Origin of the sequence: Blautia wexlerae (assembly GCF_013300825.1) — a bacterium.
GTDB classification, from domain to species: domain Bacteria; phylum Bacillota; class Clostridia; order Lachnospirales; family Lachnospiraceae; genus Blautia_A; species Blautia_A wexlerae_B.
On sequence record NZ_JAAIMY010000024.1, the window covers coordinates 1 to 15,207 of the forward strand.

The following is a 15,207-nucleotide window of genomic DNA, read 5'->3' on the forward strand; positions in this document are numbered from 1 at the left end:
TGAATGAGAATTATTATCTAAACTCATTATGTACACTCACTTATTGCTTATTTCGGCCGTCTAAATTTCAAGAGCATATTGTTCTTTTTCTATTATAATATATTTATTGTATCAAAACAAGTGTTTTTGCGATTTTTTATGAATTTGAGCAGACATGCTCGAATGTGCAATTCATCCCATCACCTATAGGACGCCACTGAAAAACTATTTTTATACACATTATATAGTAGATTAAAACAAATAAAAACACTTTATATTGTACTGCTTTATGCAAAATAAAGACTTTTTCAGTGGCGTCCCTATAGAGGTGAGGGAATTCTTGCTACGGTTGTTAAAATGATAATTTTACAAAGCCTATTACTTGTTGTTAGTTCATAATTTATGTATAATAAAATTCATATAAGAAATACACGCTCAGCATGTGGTCTGAAAGATAGATAATCCTCATGTTTAGCGCTATACAGGGAGGAAATTCTCATGGGTAAACAATCCACCCGGGAAAACAAAACAATTTATCAGCTTTGCCGAGAAGCGGCAGGACTTACAAGAGCAGAGGCCAGTGAAAAAATGAATGCTGTCTCTGCTTCAAAAATTGAAAAATTTGAATATGAAACACAAGAACCTACGCCTTATGATATCCTTCAGATGGCAGATGCCTACAAAAGACCAGATCTTTGCAATTATTATTGCTCTCACAAATGTGAAATTGGCTATCGTTATGTTCCAGAAGTAGAAGTAACCGATCTGTCAAATATCATTTTGGAGACAATTGCCAGTCTAAATGAAATCAACCCTCTTACCGGTCGTCTGATCCAGATTGCCCGTGACGGTAAGATCAGCGATGATGAAATAAAAGATTTTGCTTATATCAGTAAAAAACTTGATGAAATTTCTTTGGCCATAGACTCTTTGAATCTTTGGGTAGATAAGACAGCTGGAGAACAGAGGCTCAATCTCAAACTCTTAAATGCTGAGAAAGAAAAATTAAAATAATCTATAACACCACAAAAGGCAATGAACCATTTCTGACTCATTGCCTTTTACCTTACATACGCTGTAATTGATTGACTATACTTTCTGTTCTTCGAATTGCTTCTTTTTCTTCTCTGGATCCATTATGAATGTGATGTTACCAATGCTATAATACCACCGACAATCAACAATGGAAAAGCAATGTACAGCAGTCCACCTATAACCATACCAATCAATATTACCGGAAAGAAAATAACTGTACAAAGCAGTTTCATAATTCCCCAAGATGCTCTTAACCCAAAAACAAAAAATTTTCCTACAAACCAGATCATACAAATTGTAAATAATAATGATAACATTTTTACTCCTCCTGAAACTCATTCTAATATATGTCTTTCATTTATTCTTTTCTTTCTCTGTTAAATATTCAGATGTATTCTTTATTCCAATCTTATTACTGAATTCCGGATTTTTCTCTGTCTTTTCTATTATTCGGATCAATCGAATTCTCTGTGCTGCTTCCATCTGATCACCTCATTTATATTCTCCCCTATCACACGGCACCAAAATCAACTATTTAATTCCTGGAACATTTTTCTGCATCAATCGCAAGTACAAACATCAGAGCATCCAACGCATTTCCTGTATCCGGCACATCAATAACATATGTATCAGTCATATGAAACAATTCTTTACTAACCCGTGCAATTGAATAACCGCTTCGATCAAGAATGCTATAATCCCATTCCATAATTGTTCCATCAATATGCCATCCATTATAATCAATATTATAATGTGGTGTCAGGAATGAGAATTCTTTGCTTAGGCATCCGATATAACTGCCGTTTTTATAAATTTCAAATTTAGGAAGGAAGGTAAGAACTTTCTGAACAACCATTCCTACTTCATTTCCATAAGCATCATAAATTGCAAGTTTATGTCCCCAGGACAACTGCCCCTTTACTACATAAACAGTGTTGCCTGCTTCATCATAGATATCATAGCTGTCAAACCATGAAAACAGCCTTTGTTTAAATAATAGCTTCATAACTTTTCACCGCTCTCTCCAACAAACATAATAGGTTCTTTATAAGTACCATAATACCATGCCAGAACGCCTTAAAAAATATATAAATCGAAGAATTAACCCATCTTATTTCACAGATTATGATAAAACGTATATTTCCAGCTATACATTTCTACTTGTTCCAAAAAAATATAAAAAAGACCATTTACTGTTTTACGGTAAATAGCCTTTTCATTTCCATATTCAATTTATATCATAATGAACCGCTTATCATCCCTGTAAATTCCAGTTTACACATCAAATCGTTTTCTTTATTCTATCACAGCATCTATTATTCCGCCATCTATCGTGGATAATAGTAGACGACCTCAAGTTATATACTTTTTTATGATGTTATTACTTTGTATTTGTGTTTTAATGCTTTTGACAGTGCAACATTTGTAAATGGAACAATCTGATCATTTTGCAAGCGGCCAAGGACAATACCTGGATCTCTGTCAATTCTTTCAGCAAATCTGCGGATAGCATTTTCGCTAAACTCATTCATTTTAACAAAAGCCTCATATTCTCCTGGAGGAATCAATTTATCTTCCGCATATTTATCTGCTGCATCCTCCTGTCCAACATGCTCATTTTCAAACGTAATTCCATAATCACCATTAATAATATGGCCAATCTCATGGAACAGAGTAAACCAAAATGTATCTGAATAGAAACGTCTGTCATTCACCATCAGCATTACATTCTGCCCAATTTTCTTGGTTGCACCATTTATTCCTGAACCCGGAAGATTTGGAAGTATTACGAATATTACTCCCGCATCTTCAAAGGCCTTCCTAATCAATGGATAAAAATCACCATGCTGTGTTGTTAATGTCAATGCATAATCAACAGCTTTTTCAAACTTCTTTTTGTCAAACTTAGGTGCTTCTATCTTCAGAGCCTGATTAATTGCAATCTGAACCATTGCATTTGCTCTGGCAATATTAGCCTCTTTCATATCCTCAGATGCACTTCGGAAACTAACTGCCATATTTTGCTTTGTGAAAACAGATAATGATGCAACATTTAAAAATTCACGCAGGCACTTAATCTGCTCATTTATTTTTCTCGGAAGATCAGGCAGTCCAAAATTCTCTCTGAAATATGTGTACTGAAAGTACTTGAATATTCTTCTTTCCTGTTCTAATTCCTTGGATAATTCAAACTCAGCAATCAAAGCGTCATAGCTCTTCTGAAGATTCAGCCAGTATTCAACACTAGTCCCTAACATTCGAGATAATTTCATGGCTATATCGATTGATAAGCTTTGCTCCCCACGTACCAGAATACTTAAATTCTTTGGCGTGGTATCTAATCGTTTTGCAAAATCTTTCTGAGAAAGTCCACTTTCTTCAATGATTTCTTTGATATAGTATCCAGGATGAAAAGCAATCTTATCATTATATTCAATATAGTTACTCATAATGGTTACTTACCTCCTTTACTTCAACAATTCTAACCACACCAGCAATTTCATCAATATTACAAGGATCATAAGGTTCTTCATTCTCATCTAATGGCTGAATAATAATACGCCATGGATCTCTCCTCGTTTTTACGTCTATAGCAAAAAATCCATCCATGTTGCCATTCAACTTATGAAAATGAAACGTCGGCATCATTACTATATCCTTAATTACATTCGCCTGCTGCATAGCATTTATTCGGGCAAATAAGCTGGTTGCTAATGCAGCATTCCCGCCAAACAACTTTTTTGCAGTTTTTAAATCGGTACATTGTTTCTGAACTTTGCTGTTATTGTATAGTAGCTGCACGTTTGCCCTCCTTTTTAAATTACCCGTTGGGTAATTTAAATATACCATTGGAAGCCACTCTAGTCAATAATTCACACACTCTTTTCACAATTATTCTTCCATTTCCTTCTGCTTTCTGGCTTCAATCTCTTCCGGCTTAGTAGTCATGAGTGAGTAAAGCTTTAATGTCTTATCGAACTTATCCTTGAACGGAATGATAGTGCTTCCATAGAACAGAAGTCCTTCACCTTCACCGCTGTTAGTTACATAGGATAACTGATAAGGTGAGATATTAAGCTGCTTTGCAAGGATCGGCAGTCTGGTTGAGCATCAGGATAAAATCGCTGTTCTATTCATAGAAAATCGCATGATAAAAGATATTGCTGAAGCAAGGACCCTTGAATATATTGCCAAATGACACATTTCGATAAATTCTCTTATGGAAATAAAACGTTATATGTGATATAGTGGTAGTAACAAAACAGCAGGAGATGTCGAACGCTGGAACAAAATAAAGTAAAACCAGATACCATACTAAAGAACTTCTGAAGAAACAACCACCATTTTGCAGACTTGTTCAATGCGGCATTATTCGATGGGGAACAAGTGCTGAATCCGAATGACCTTACAGAAGCTGACACCGATGTTTCTTCACTGATCAAATTTAATGGTCATGCAGAAACTGTCCAGAAAATACTGGATGTTGTAAAGGAAACTGCCTATGGCATTGATTTTGTCCTCTGAGGACTGGAGAATCAGGCAAAGATCCATGGGATGGCCCGCTATGTTTGGCAGATATGCTTGAGATTCCTGAAAAAGTCCGTCCAATGGTGTCGGATTATAAAATGAATCTGCTTCAGCTGAGGGCAAGTGAAACCTGTGATTTTCAAGATCCGGAAGTTGCTGCTGTATTTGATATCAGCCGTTCTATTTATGAACGCGATTACCAAAGAATCAATACGGTATATAAAAACAGAAACATCACATCCGAACTGGGAATTGTGATTGGCGTGAAGGACGGTTAGAGGGCATCCAGGCGACAATCAGTACCTGTAAAAGTTTTAACGCCAGTAAAGATGTTACAGTGAAAAACCTGATGAAGGTATTTTCATTGTCAGAAGAAGATGCGGCCGGTTATGTGGAAGAATATTGGTAAAAGCTATTTGGCAATGATATAAATAATAAATATATTGAAATAAAAGATCCAAGCTGGATAGAGATTCTTATCTATGTGGTTTGGATCTTTTTATGTGCATATGAGAAGAAGCCCATCCTTTATTGACTGGGGCTCTTCTCATATTCGAAAAAACTATATAGTTTATGCTCTTTTCCAATGAGCATACAAGGTTTGTTTTTTAGTTATCTTAGTAGAAGAAATCACTTTCTTTCCTTTGGTCTTTGCAGTATACCATCCAGTGAAAACATAGCCTTTTCTGCGAGGTATCGGGAGTTTTCCGATTTTAGATTTCACAGTTATATTTTTGGATTTTATATTTACGGATCCGCCATTGGCATTAAATGTAACTTTTACTTTTTTCTGGACGGTTGCGGGCTTTGTAACCTGAATCGTTTTGGTAAGAGTCGTTTCCGGATGTCCTTCAAAATACATACGGATATCTGCTTTTCCTTTTCCGACTGCTGTAATGATTCCATCCTTTACTGTACATACAGATGGATCAGAAGATTCTATGACCGCACCAGAACCTTTTAGCGGCAGATCATCCCAGAAAATATTTACTTCCCCTGTCTGGCCTTTCTGCAGTGATGTTTTGAAACCTGCAGGGATGCTTTATAATATTTTGGGGTGTAGTTTACCAGTACATTTCTGCTGTTAGTTTTGTCTGTATAAGAGGTGCTGTCTGCTGTTGAACTCAGCTGTTCACCAAAGCACTGTACCCAATAGTAGATTCCCTGGTAACATACACATCCAATTCCGATACTTCTGAATCTTGCTGACAAAATATTGTTTCTGTGTCCCTCTGAATTCATCCACAGGTTCATAACCTGCCCGGCAGCATCAGGCCCCATTGCGATATTCTCTCCCATCATTAGACTATTAGCGGAAAAACAATCCTGACCGCTCGGTCTGGTGTGAGACCAGTAGAGTACATTTTCAAATCCTCTCTGCATCGCAGTATCAAGAAGGCTGCTGTCCATTGTTAGTGGTGAGAGACCCTGTTTTGCTCTTTCCTTATTTACAAGATCAAGGACCTGAAAGGCTTTTGCATACATTTCTTTTGCCTCTACGTTTACATTGATTCCGTTTATGTAGCTGCCATCCTCCAGCCGGGAGAAAGACGGATTCAGAAAAGTTACTTTTGTTCCATTATCAAATGCGTCCTGTCCTAAGTTTGTAACGGTAGAAGGAACAGTAATGCTTTTTAATGATGTGCAGGAATCAAAAGCAGAATATTCTATTGTTTTCAGCCCTTCCGGAAGTGTCACAGAAGTAAGTGCTTTGCAGTAAAAACAGCACATCGATGGAATTTCTGTAATTCCATTCCCAAAAATGATTGTAGTAAGATAGTTACTGTAACTAAATGCACACATTCCAATTTCCTTAACCGTACCCGGAATTACAACTTTTGTAAGATGTGTAGATGAGAAAGCGTTTCCTCCAATCGCAGTCACTCCATCCGGGATCACATATTCACCCGTACGTTTGGGTGGATAGAGTAAAAGTGTTTTTCCCTGATCTATATATAGAGCTCCATCTATGGACTTAAAAACGCCATTATCCGGAATATCTATTTCCTCCAGCTCCCATAAAGAAACCAGGCCAAAGGGACTTATCTCTTTCAGGCTTGCAGGTAACACAAGCTTTTTTATACCACATCCATAAAGAGCATCATCTTCAATGTTTTCCAGAGAGTTTCCGATAGTAATGTCTGTCAGAGAATAATCGTTTGCAAAAGCTTTTTCACCGATTCGCTTCACAGAATTTCCAATCACAACTTTTCGAAGATTATTACAGTTAACAAATGCAATGTCACCTATTGATGTAACTCCGTCTTTGATGTCTGCTTCCACGATCTCATCTGCATAATCTTCCCATGGGCACAGATGTGAATTTACCGGTTCACCTGTTTCCCAGTCTACTATTCTGTAAAAATCATCCATTGCGCCGTTTCCCTCTACAGTTAATACTCCATTCTGCAGAGCCCATGTAACGTTCTTTCCACAGGTTCCATTTCGCACAGCCCCTGCAGATGGCGCATCTTCTGATTGGGTATCCGGGATTCCGGATGAAAATGCATCTTCTTCAGATTCAAAATCCTGCTCAGGAGATTCAAATTCATCTGACAGGGATTCCGGATCCGCATCCACTTGAGATTCGGCGTTCTGATAAGATTCTGTACTTTCTGGAATTTCTGTTTTATCCTGCATCTCTGTATTTGCAGTTCCATCAGAAAAATCTTCTGCATAGATTGCAATTGGCTCTGCTGATAAAACAGTGCAAAGCAGGATTGCTGTCAGTCTGCCGGCCCACATGTTTTTTCTTCTCATAACTTTTTCACTCCTTTGTTTTTACAATATAATTTACAAGTTGTAATCATTATACTCAATTTTTTCATATCATACAATGAAAATCTGGTTAAAAAAGTGCAGTAGTAAACTAACATAACACAAATTAAGTTGTTGATAGTTTCAATATCTGGTACGATGAACTTAATAAATACATTTTATGGAGGTCAATTATGCCAGCATTACCTTATAGTATAGCAATATCAGATGAAGAATGCGCCTACTTGAAATCACTGATCAAAACCAGAACTATTCAAGCTGCATGATGTTCTCCTGGTTTATAAACAGGGTTTCCATATTCCTGAAACAATTAGGAATCAAATATAGCAAAATCACCAAAGATGAATTTGTCACTTTAATAGACATTCTTCGTAAATGCGATATTCCGAAATTCCCCGGAAGTAAGCGTGGCAAAGGCAGTCGAAAGAAACAATAGCAACAAAAAAACAGGTCCGAACGCACTGAGAGTAATCAGTGTATCTGAACCTGGCTTTTCTATGGTCTTTCCGATGAATAGCTAGGCTGGGTTTTCATTAGAGTGCCTTATTTAATTGTGAAATGATTTCCAAAATATTCCAAAATATATTCGTTTCTTTTTATTGACTTTTTGCTACTATGGGGATACAATCATAACTAAGAAATGGGTTTTTTACTGAGTAATGTCTTCGGACTGGAAAAGGGTGCTCGTTTCTTTTTTTATGTTCATTACATCGTAACTGGTAATAAAAAGTTAAGTCATTAGTTAAATTATTCTATTTACCTGCTCTTTCGATTCGACATTCTATTTCTGCTCTATACTTTAATAAACGTAACAGATAATCTGGAAGTTCTCTTTTTTCTGCTTCCCAATCTTGAACGGTGCGATACGGAATACCATAGTAGTCACTAAATTCACGTCTGTTCATTCCCATTTTTTCTCTTAATTCTTTTACTTCTTTTCCTCTACTCATGATAAAACTCTCCCGCCAAATTAACGCATTGCGTTATTTAATAACGCCAGATATATGCTATGTTGTCAATCTGTCGTGCCAGCTTTTTTGCCTTATATTTATCCTAAAAAAACCAATGGTGCAGACTGATAACAGTCAAAGCCATTGGTTTTCTTTATCCAAATATATTCTCTGGTTCTTCTATAATTTCTATTTTACTTTTTCTAACTTATTATTCGCATCAAGGCAAACCTTGTCCCCTTCATTGATGTTACATTCATAGAGCATGGCATCCTCTGCTTTTATCCTTATTTCTTCGCCTGAAGAATCCATAAGCGTCACTATTGCCATGACTGGCATGCCTTTCGGTCGCTCTTCACAACCGAAGTCCAGGTCTTCCTCAATTCGTTTTACTGTGTATATCATAACTATTCCTCTGAAAATAATGTTAAAATCAGTTCTCCATGCTCCTTCGAATTTTCTCTATCAAAGTGACATCTGCCGCATCCCTATCAGGAAGCTGCTTACAGATTCTTAATTCGTTCAATTGCTTCCAGTGTATTCTCATGGGTTCCAAACGCAGTGAGACGGAAGAATCCCTCACCATGAGCACCAAATCCTGAGCCTGGAGTTCCTACAATGTTGGCTTTTTCAAGGAGATAGTCAAAGAACTCCCAGGAAGTCATCTTATCAGGTGTTTTCAGCCAGATATACGGAGCGTTTACGCCACCGGATACGGAATAGCCTGCTGATGCCAGACCTTCGTAGATGGCTTTGGCGTTGCTCATATAGTAGCCTACCTGTTCTTTCAGCTGTGCTTTTCCTTCAGGAGAGTATACAGCCTCTCCTGCACGCTGTACGATATATGGCGCACCATTAAATTTTGTGCCATGACGTCTTGCCCAGAGACTGTGGAGATCTACACCGTCACGAACCAGATCCTTTGGTACAACTGTAAAGCCGAGACGGACACCTGTGAAACCTGCATTTTTGGAGAAGCTGCGCAGCTCGATGGCGCAGGTTCTTGCTCCTTCGCACTCATAGATGCTGTGGGGTACATTTTCTTCGGAGATGTATGCTTCGTATGCTGCATCATAGATAATTACAGAACCGTTTTTATTTGCATAGTCTACCCATTCCTGAAGCTGGGGTTTGGTGATCGCACCACCGGTTGGGTTATTCGGGAAGCAAAGGTAGATAAGATCCGGTACTTCTTCCGGGAATTCCGGAAGGAAGCCGTTGGATGCTGTACATGGCATATAGATTACGTTATCAAAGTTGCCACGTTCTTTGTTGTATTCTCCTGTACGGCCTGCCATTACGTTTGTATCTACATATACTGGGTATACAGGGTCGCACACTGCAATCTTGTTATCCAGTCCGAATATTTCCTGGATATTTCCGGAATCGCTCTTTGCACCGTCAGATACAAAGATTTCGTCTGCTTCAATGTCACAGCCTCTGTCTTTGTAGTCATTCTTTGCAATGGCAGATCTTAAGAATTCATAACCAAGATCAGGTGCATAACCATGAAATGTAGCTGCATCACCCATTTCATCTACAGATTTATGAAGTGCCTCAATGATCGCCGGAGCCAGAGGCTGGGTTACATCACCGATTCCCAGTGAGATCACGTTTGCCTGTGGGTTGGCTTCTTTATATGCTTTTACTTTTTTTGCAATTGTGGAAAACAGATAGCTTCCCGGTAATTTCAGATAGTTGTGGTTTACTGTTACCATGTTTGATTTCCTCCCTGGCATGTTTCGCAGTTTTTATATACCTGTCTACAGCAGGCTGCTGCTTTGCCTTTCCATTTCTATTTGTGTCTTTTCTGCAAATATATTTTATTCGAGTTTTATTATACTTAATTATTTAATAATGTAAAGTCTCAAAGTATTTTCTGAGCATAATTTTTAATATTAACATTACTGTTCACTGGTAATATCCCGCGAGGTGTTTTTTGTGAGCGAAGGTTACAGAAAACCCGAGACATACTGTGCGAATTTATGCGATTAGCATAAATTAAGTTTGCGAAGCAAACGATACTCCTTGTGCTTTGTACAAGGAGGTTCATATTTTTTGCATCGCGAAGCGTGTTGCTGTGAACAGAGTGAACAGTAACATTTTTTACCCCGGGCATAATGTCCGGGGTGATTTATTTTATTTGCGCTTCTCTACTTCTTTCATAAGTGTCTCGCGGACGCTTGCAGGATTTGCCTTGCCTTTCATTTCTTTCATGATCTGACCTACAAAGAAGCCCATGACTTTATCTTTACCTCCCAGAAGTTCTGAAAGTGGTCCTGGGTTAGCATCCAGGATCCTGTTGATGGTTTCTTCCAGAAGTCCTGTGTCTTCTACAATCTTCAGACCATGTTCCTCAATGTAGGCTACAGGATCAATGTCTTCCTCAAAGACTTTCTCAAAGACTTTTTTGGCATTCTGAGGGCTGACTTCGGATTTTTCTACCATTACCAGAAGATCTGCAAGATGCTTCGGTGAGAAAGATACCTGTTCCGGATCCATAGCTTTATCTTTCGTCAGACGGAGTACCTCACCCATAAACCAGTTTGCTGTCTTCTTTGCATTTCCGTAGATTGCTGCTGTTTCTTCAAAAAGACCTGCAAGATGGCGGGATTCTGTAAGGATTCCCGCATCGTATGCCGGAAGTCCGTACTCTTCCTGATAACGGGCCTGTTTCACTTCGCGAAGCTCCGGCTGTTCCGCTTTAATCTTTTCAATCCATGCATCAGAGATATGGATTGGAGGCAGATCTGGATCAGGGAAATATCTGTAGTCTTTGGCATCTTCCTTGGAACGCATGGCGTAAGAATATTCTTTGTTGTCATCCCAACGGCGTGTCTCCTGTGTAACTGCCTTGCCTTCTTCGATCAGTTCGATCTGACGTTCTCTTTCGCCTTCGATTGCTCTGGCAATGGCTTTGAAAGAGTTCAGGTTCTTCATCTCTGTTCTGGTACCGAATTCTTCTGCTCCCACTTCACGGACAGAAAGGTTAACGTCTGCACGCATGGAACCTTCCTGAAGCTTACAGTCTGATACACCCAGATACTGCATCATACAACGGAGTTTTTCAAGATAGGCGATTACTTCCTCAGAGCTTCTCATATCCGGCTCGGATACAATCTCGATCAACGGGACACCGCTTCGGTTATAGTCTACCAGGGAGCAGTCTTCCCATTCATCATGAATCAGTTTACCTGCATCCTCTTCCATATGCATTTCATGGATGCGGATTTTCTTTTTGCCTGCAGAGGTTTCAATCTCTACCCATCCGTCATGACAGATTGGCAGATATAACTGAGAGATCTGATAGTTCTGTGGGTTGTCCGGATAGAAATAGTTCTTGCGGTCAAATTTGCAGTACTGATGGATCTGGCAGTTTGCTGCAAGACCTGCTTTCAGGGCAAACTCTACTACTTTCTTATTTAATACAGGCAGGGAACCCGGCATACCTGTGCAGACCGGGCATGTATGTGTATTGGGTGCTCCTCCGAATTCAGTGGAGCATCCGCAGAAAATTTTTGTTTTTGTTGCAAGTTCTACATGGACTTCAAGTCCTATGACTGTTTCGTACTGTTTCATTATCTGGTGCCTCCTTCTCCTGGCACGGCAAAGGAGCCGCGGCTGGTTTCATAGGCGTGTGCTGCACGCAGGATTTTCTTTTCCATGAAGCAGTCCCCGATCATCTGGATACCGATTGGGAGACCTTTGCTGTCTTTTCCGCATGGAACTGTAATTCCCGGAAAACCGCAGAGATTGACTGCTACTGTGTAGATATCTCCAAGATACATGGCAAGGGGATTCTTTAAGCTTTCACCGATCTTCGGCGCTGTAAATGGAGATGCCGGTGCAAGGAGCACATCATATTTGCCAAATGCCTGGTCAAATTCTTTCTTGATCAGGGCTTTTGTGCGGAGTGCCTTCAGATAGTATGCATCATAATAACCGGAGCTTAACACGAAGGAACCAAGCATGATACGGCGTTTTACTTCCTCACCGAAACCTGCTGTTCTGGTCTTTTTGTACATGTCGTGAAGACCTTCATATTCTGCTGCACGGAAACCGTACTTCACTCCATCGAAACGTTCCAGGTTGGAACTTGCTTCTGCACTGGCGATAATATAATAAGCCGGAATCATGTATTCCATGGTTTTGATAGAGAAGAATTCTACTTCTGCTCCCAGTTCTTTCAGCGTATCAAGAACACCCATAAAAGATGCTTTTACTTCCGGATCAAGTCCCTCTGCCAGATATTCTTCAGGAACTCCGAATTTCATCCCCTTGATATCTCCTGTCAGTTCTTTGGAGAACTGAAGATCTTCTCTTTTCATGGATGTGCTGTCTTTTGTATCATGTCCTGCGATGATCTCCAGAAGAGCTGCACAGTCAGATACGTCTTTTCCTACAGGACCGATCTGATCCAGGGAAGATGCATAAGCTACAAGGCCGTAACGGGATACTGTTCCATAGGTTGGTTTAATTCCGGTTACACCACAGTAGGAACTTGGCTGACGGATAGATCCGCCTGTATCTGAACCAAGTGCCAGATAAGTTTCTCCTGCTGCTACTGCTGCACAGGAACCACCTGAAGAACCGCCTGGTACATGTTCCAGATTCCATGGGTTTCTGGTGATGCCGTAAGCGGAGGTCTCTGTTGTACTTCCCATGGCAAATTCATCCATGTTTGTTTTTCCGATAATGACCAGTCCGGCTTTTTCCAGACGGTCAATGACTTCTGCATTATACTGAGGCACAAAATTCTCAAGAATCTTTGATGCACAGGTAGTTTTCTTTCCATTAATACAGATATTATCTTTGATCGCGATCGGTACGCCTGCAAGAGGACTGGTATAAGTACCGTCCTCGATGCCTTTTTGTACTTCTTCTGCACGTTTGTATGCTTCTTCTTTATATGTGTCAAGATAAGCGTGTACTTCTGAATCCTGTTTCTCAATCTGTTCAAAAACAGTTTTTACTCCATCCAGGACGCTGACCTGACGCTGTTTTATTTTTTCCCCAAGCTGCAGGGCTGTTAATTTTTCCAACTCCATTGTCCTGTCTCCTATCCTATGGTTTTCGGAACCTGATACTGTCCTTCTTTTGCCTTCGGTGCATTTGCCAGCATTGCTTCTTTGTTGTCTCCGTTTGTGACAACGTCCTCACGAAATACGTTTTCGTCCTGGAAAATATGGGACATAGGCTCTACTTCCGATGTATCCAGTTCATCCAGTTTCTCTACATAATCAAGCATTTTCTGCATTTCAGCTTTTGCTTTTTCCTTTTCTTCTTCCGAGAGGGAAAGCTTGGCCAGGATGCAGACATTTTCCATTGTTTCATCATCTATGATCTTTGCCATGATTTTCTCCTTATATATACTGCCTGTAACATTCTATATTGCTTTTATTTCCGACTTCTTATTTACGGTTCCAGACGGTTCATATCTCGCGGGAAGAGACAGGTTTCACGAACATTCTCTTCACCGATAAGCTGCATGGTCAGACGTTCCAGACCGATTCCCAGCCCACCGTGAGGCGGCATACCATGTTTGAAGGTATCCAGATACTGTTCCATGCCTTCTTGCGTCATACCTCTGTCTTCAATTTTCTGTACCAGCATATTGTAATCATGGATACGCTGTCCGCCTGTTGTGATCTCAAGGCCTTTGAATAACAGGTCAAAGCTTAAGGTAAATCTTGCGTCTTCCGGATCATCCATTGCATAGAATGGACGTTTCTTTGACGGATAATGTGTGACAAATACGAAATCTGAGCCATATTCTTCTTTGAAATACTGTCCGATCAGTGCTTCTTCTTCCGGCTCCAGATCGAATGGATTTCTGATCTTACGGTTATATTTCTGTGATACCAGTTCCTTGGCTACATCGAAACGGACTGCCGGGATTTTGGATACATCCGGGATCTCAAGCTTCAAAATCTGTACTTCTTTTGCATATTCTGTTTTCAGAAGGTTCATAGCATACTGGAGAAATCCTGTTTCCATTGCCATAATTTCTTCGAAGCTGTCAATATATCCCATCTCGAAGTCCAGACTGGTGTATTCATTTAAGTGACGTTTGGTATTATGTTTCTCAGCCCGGAATACGGGGCCTGTCTCAAATACTCTGTCAAATACGCCAACCATCATCTGTTTGTAGAACTGTGGGCTCTGCGCAAGTACTGCAGGTTTGTGGAAATAGCTAAATTTGAAAAGGTTTGCCCCACCCTCTGCTCCTCTGGCTCCAATCTTCGGAGTGTGAATCTCTGTAAATCCCTGTCCGTAGAGATAATCACGAAATGCCTTTGTCAGTGCCTCCTGGATTTTAAATTTGGAACGCTCCTGAATGTTTCTCAGGGAAATCGGTCTGTAGTTTAATTTCGCCTCCAGGGAAGTGTTCAGTTTCCATTTGTCAATTGCCATTGGAAGAGGTTCTGCAGGTGTTGATAAAATATCAATATGACGGATAAGAAGTTCTCTTCCGTGGGGTGCTCTCTCCTCTTCATGCAGGATTCCTTTCACCCTGACCGTCATTGCTTCCTTCAATTCATGAATGGAAACATTTGCCATTTCATTTTCATAGACTGTCTGGAATAAGCCTTCCCTTCTTCTAAGAATGATAAATGCCACATCACCCATATTACGGATGCTGTGAACAGCGCCTTCGATTACGGCTTCCTGGTTCAGGAGATTATTACCTACGAGTTCCTCCCAGGTATTGATTTCTTTTTTCCATGTTCCATCCATAAATTCCATTTCCTCATCCTCCATTTCTTCATTTCTGAAAACCTTTGTGATATCTTCACTGGTTTCAAGTTCAAAAGGCTTTTCGTGCAAGCACAACGACTTTTTGGCTTAAAACCCTGGAATATCAAAAAGGCGTAATCAGAAAATCCGGAGACACTTATCCCCTGGACTCTCTGATTACGCCTTTGTAATCATTCTT

At 39.8% G+C, this 15,207-nt stretch carries 16 protein-coding genes and 1 pseudogene; 3 read left to right on the plus strand and 14 right to left on the minus strand.

The features are described 5' to 3' along the window. Positions 1 to 477: 477 nt before the first annotated feature. Positions 478 to 993 carry a helix-turn-helix domain-containing protein gene (locus G4417_RS12185; RefSeq protein WP_062807550.1) on the plus strand — a complete coding sequence of 172 codons (516 nt, stop codon included), beginning with the start codon at positions 478 to 480 and terminating at the stop codon, positions 991 to 993. Positions 994 to 1,115: 122 nt separating this feature from the next. Here the strand turns inward: G4417_RS12185 and G4417_RS12190 are convergent, their stop codons facing one another. From G4417_RS12190 to G4417_RS16995, 5 genes and pseudogenes are all read right to left on the minus strand, one after another. Continuing rightward, a complete protein-coding gene (locus G4417_RS12190) occupies positions 1,116 to 1,331 on the minus strand; it encodes a hypothetical protein (protein ID WP_062807549.1) in 216 nt (71 codons plus the stop codon). 218 nt (positions 1,332 to 1,549) lie between these two features. Then, positions 1,550 to 2,020, minus strand: coding sequence for an LURP-one-related/scramblase family protein (locus G4417_RS12195; protein ID WP_055153458.1), 471 nt, complete (start codon positions 2,018 to 2,020; stop codon positions 1,550 to 1,552). A 364-nt stretch (positions 2,021 to 2,384) separates the two neighbouring features. Further along, positions 2,385 to 3,464: a HigA family addiction module antitoxin gene (locus G4417_RS12200; RefSeq protein ID WP_062807548.1), complete on the minus strand. Its 1,080-nt coding sequence runs from the start codon at positions 3,462 to 3,464 to the stop codon at positions 2,385 to 2,387. Beyond that, positions 3,457 to 3,864 (minus strand): type II toxin-antitoxin system RelE/ParE family toxin, encoded by a 408-nt coding sequence (locus tag G4417_RS12205; RefSeq protein WP_082809124.1) that lies wholly within the window; start codon positions 3,862 to 3,864, stop codon positions 3,457 to 3,459. Before G4417_RS12205 ends, G4417_RS12200 begins: the two co-directional genes overlap by 8 nt. 42 nt (positions 3,865 to 3,906) lie before the next feature. Next, a pseudogene (locus G4417_RS16995) lies at positions 3,907 to 4,144 on the minus strand (conjugal transfer protein); the annotation flags it as partial. A gap of 224 nt (positions 4,145 to 4,368) precedes the next feature. Between G4417_RS16995 and G4417_RS12210 the strand changes: the two are divergent. Together G4417_RS12210 and G4417_RS12215 are read left to right on the plus strand one after the other, a co-directional pair. Further along, positions 4,369 to 4,539 (plus strand): hypothetical protein, encoded by a 171-nt coding sequence (locus G4417_RS12210; protein WP_243872140.1) that lies wholly within the window; start codon positions 4,369 to 4,371, stop codon positions 4,537 to 4,539. A 44-nt stretch (positions 4,540 to 4,583) separates the two neighbouring features. Further along, positions 4,584 to 4,820: a hypothetical protein gene (locus tag G4417_RS12215; RefSeq protein ID WP_173683687.1), complete on the plus strand. Its 237-nt coding sequence runs from the start codon at positions 4,584 to 4,586 to the stop codon at positions 4,818 to 4,820. 293 nt (positions 4,821 to 5,113) lie between these two features. Here the strand turns inward: G4417_RS12215 and G4417_RS12220 are convergent, their stop codons facing one another. From G4417_RS12220 to aspS, 9 genes are all read right to left on the minus strand, one after another. Beyond that, entirely contained in the window at positions 5,114 to 5,404 is a 291-nt protein-coding gene (locus tag G4417_RS12220) for an InlB B-repeat-containing protein (protein WP_173683688.1), read from the minus strand. Between the two features lie 125 nt (positions 5,405 to 5,529). Continuing rightward, a complete protein-coding gene (locus tag G4417_RS12225) occupies positions 5,530 to 7,302 on the minus strand; it encodes a leucine-rich repeat protein (RefSeq protein ID WP_173683689.1) in 1,773 nt (590 codons plus the stop codon). Between the two features lie 770 nt (positions 7,303 to 8,072). Then, positions 8,073 to 8,270, minus strand: coding sequence for a helix-turn-helix domain-containing protein (locus tag G4417_RS12230; RefSeq protein WP_173683690.1), 198 nt, complete (start codon positions 8,268 to 8,270; stop codon positions 8,073 to 8,075). A gap of 189 nt (positions 8,271 to 8,459) precedes the next feature. After that, entirely contained in the window at positions 8,460 to 8,675 is a 216-nt protein-coding gene (locus G4417_RS12235) for a hypothetical protein (RefSeq protein ID WP_055153464.1), read from the minus strand. Between the two features lie 98 nt (positions 8,676 to 8,773). Continuing rightward, a complete protein-coding gene (locus G4417_RS12240; protein WP_118331640.1) occupies positions 8,774 to 9,988 on the minus strand; it encodes an LL-diaminopimelate aminotransferase in 1,215 nt (404 codons plus the stop codon). A 421-nt stretch (positions 9,989 to 10,409) separates the two neighbouring features. Further along, positions 10,410 to 11,852: an Asp-tRNA(Asn)/Glu-tRNA(Gln) amidotransferase subunit GatB gene (gene gatB / locus G4417_RS12245; RefSeq protein WP_026650061.1), complete on the minus strand. Its 1,443-nt coding sequence runs from the start codon at positions 11,850 to 11,852 to the stop codon at positions 10,410 to 10,412. Beyond that, positions 11,849 to 13,318, minus strand: coding sequence for an Asp-tRNA(Asn)/Glu-tRNA(Gln) amidotransferase subunit GatA (gene gatA / locus G4417_RS12250; protein ID WP_173683691.1), 1,470 nt, complete (start codon positions 13,316 to 13,318; stop codon positions 11,849 to 11,851). Before gatA ends, gatB begins: the two co-directional genes overlap by 4 nt. 11 nt (positions 13,319 to 13,329) lie before the next feature. Beyond that, positions 13,330 to 13,623: an Asp-tRNA(Asn)/Glu-tRNA(Gln) amidotransferase subunit GatC gene (gene gatC, locus G4417_RS12255; protein ID WP_008704901.1), complete on the minus strand. Its 294-nt coding sequence runs from the start codon at positions 13,621 to 13,623 to the stop codon at positions 13,330 to 13,332. A 62-nt stretch (positions 13,624 to 13,685) separates the two neighbouring features. Beyond that, positions 13,686 to 15,017 (minus strand): aspartate--tRNA(Asn) ligase, encoded by a 1,332-nt coding sequence (aspS, locus tag G4417_RS12260; protein ID WP_173683706.1) that lies wholly within the window; start codon positions 15,015 to 15,017, stop codon positions 13,686 to 13,688. Positions 15,018 to 15,207 lie beyond the last annotated feature (190 nt).

Bases quoted from the DNA above. Each gene is read 5' to 3' on its own strand.
- G4417_RS12195 (WP_055153458.1), bottom strand. From the start codon at position 2,020: ATGAAGCTATTATTTAAACAAAGGCTGTTTTCATGGTTTGACAGCTAT.
- G4417_RS12185 (WP_062807550.1), top strand. From the start codon at position 478: ATGGGTAAACAATCCACCCGGGAAAACAAAACAATTTATCAGCTTTGC.
- gatA (WP_173683691.1), bottom strand. From the start codon at position 13,318: ATGGAGTTGGAAAAATTAACAGCCCTGCAGCTTGGGGAAAAAATAAAA.
- G4417_RS12230 (WP_173683690.1), bottom strand. From the start codon at position 8,270: ATGAGTAGAGGAAAAGAAGTAAAAGAATTAAGAGAAAAAATGGGAATG.
- G4417_RS12235 (WP_055153464.1), bottom strand. From the start codon at position 8,675: ATGATATACACAGTAAAACGAATTGAGGAAGACCTGGACTTCGGTTGT.
- G4417_RS12190 (WP_062807549.1), bottom strand. From the start codon at position 1,331: ATGTTATCATTATTATTTACAATTTGTATGATCTGGTTTGTAGGAAAA.
- G4417_RS12225 (WP_173683689.1), bottom strand. From the start codon at position 7,302: ATGAGAAGAAAAAACATGTGGGCCGGCAGACTGACAGCAATCCTGCTT.
- G4417_RS12200 (WP_062807548.1), bottom strand. From the start codon at position 3,464: ATGAGTAACTATATTGAATATAATGATAAGATTGCTTTTCATCCTGGA.
- G4417_RS12220 (WP_173683688.1), bottom strand. From the start codon at position 5,404: ATGTATTTTGAAGGACATCCGGAAACGACTCTTACCAAAACGATTCAG.
- aspS (WP_173683706.1), bottom strand. From the start codon at position 15,017: ATGGAATTTATGGATGGAACATGGAAAAAAGAAATCAATACCTGGGAG.
- G4417_RS12205 (WP_082809124.1), bottom strand. From the start codon at position 3,864: ATGGTATATTTAAATTACCCAACGGGTAATTTAAAAAGGAGGGCAAAC.
- gatC (WP_008704901.1), bottom strand. From the start codon at position 13,623: ATGGCAAAGATCATAGATGATGAAACAATGGAAAATGTCTGCATCCTG.
- G4417_RS12240 (WP_118331640.1), bottom strand. From the start codon at position 9,988: ATGGTAACAGTAAACCACAACTATCTGAAATTACCGGGAAGCTATCTG.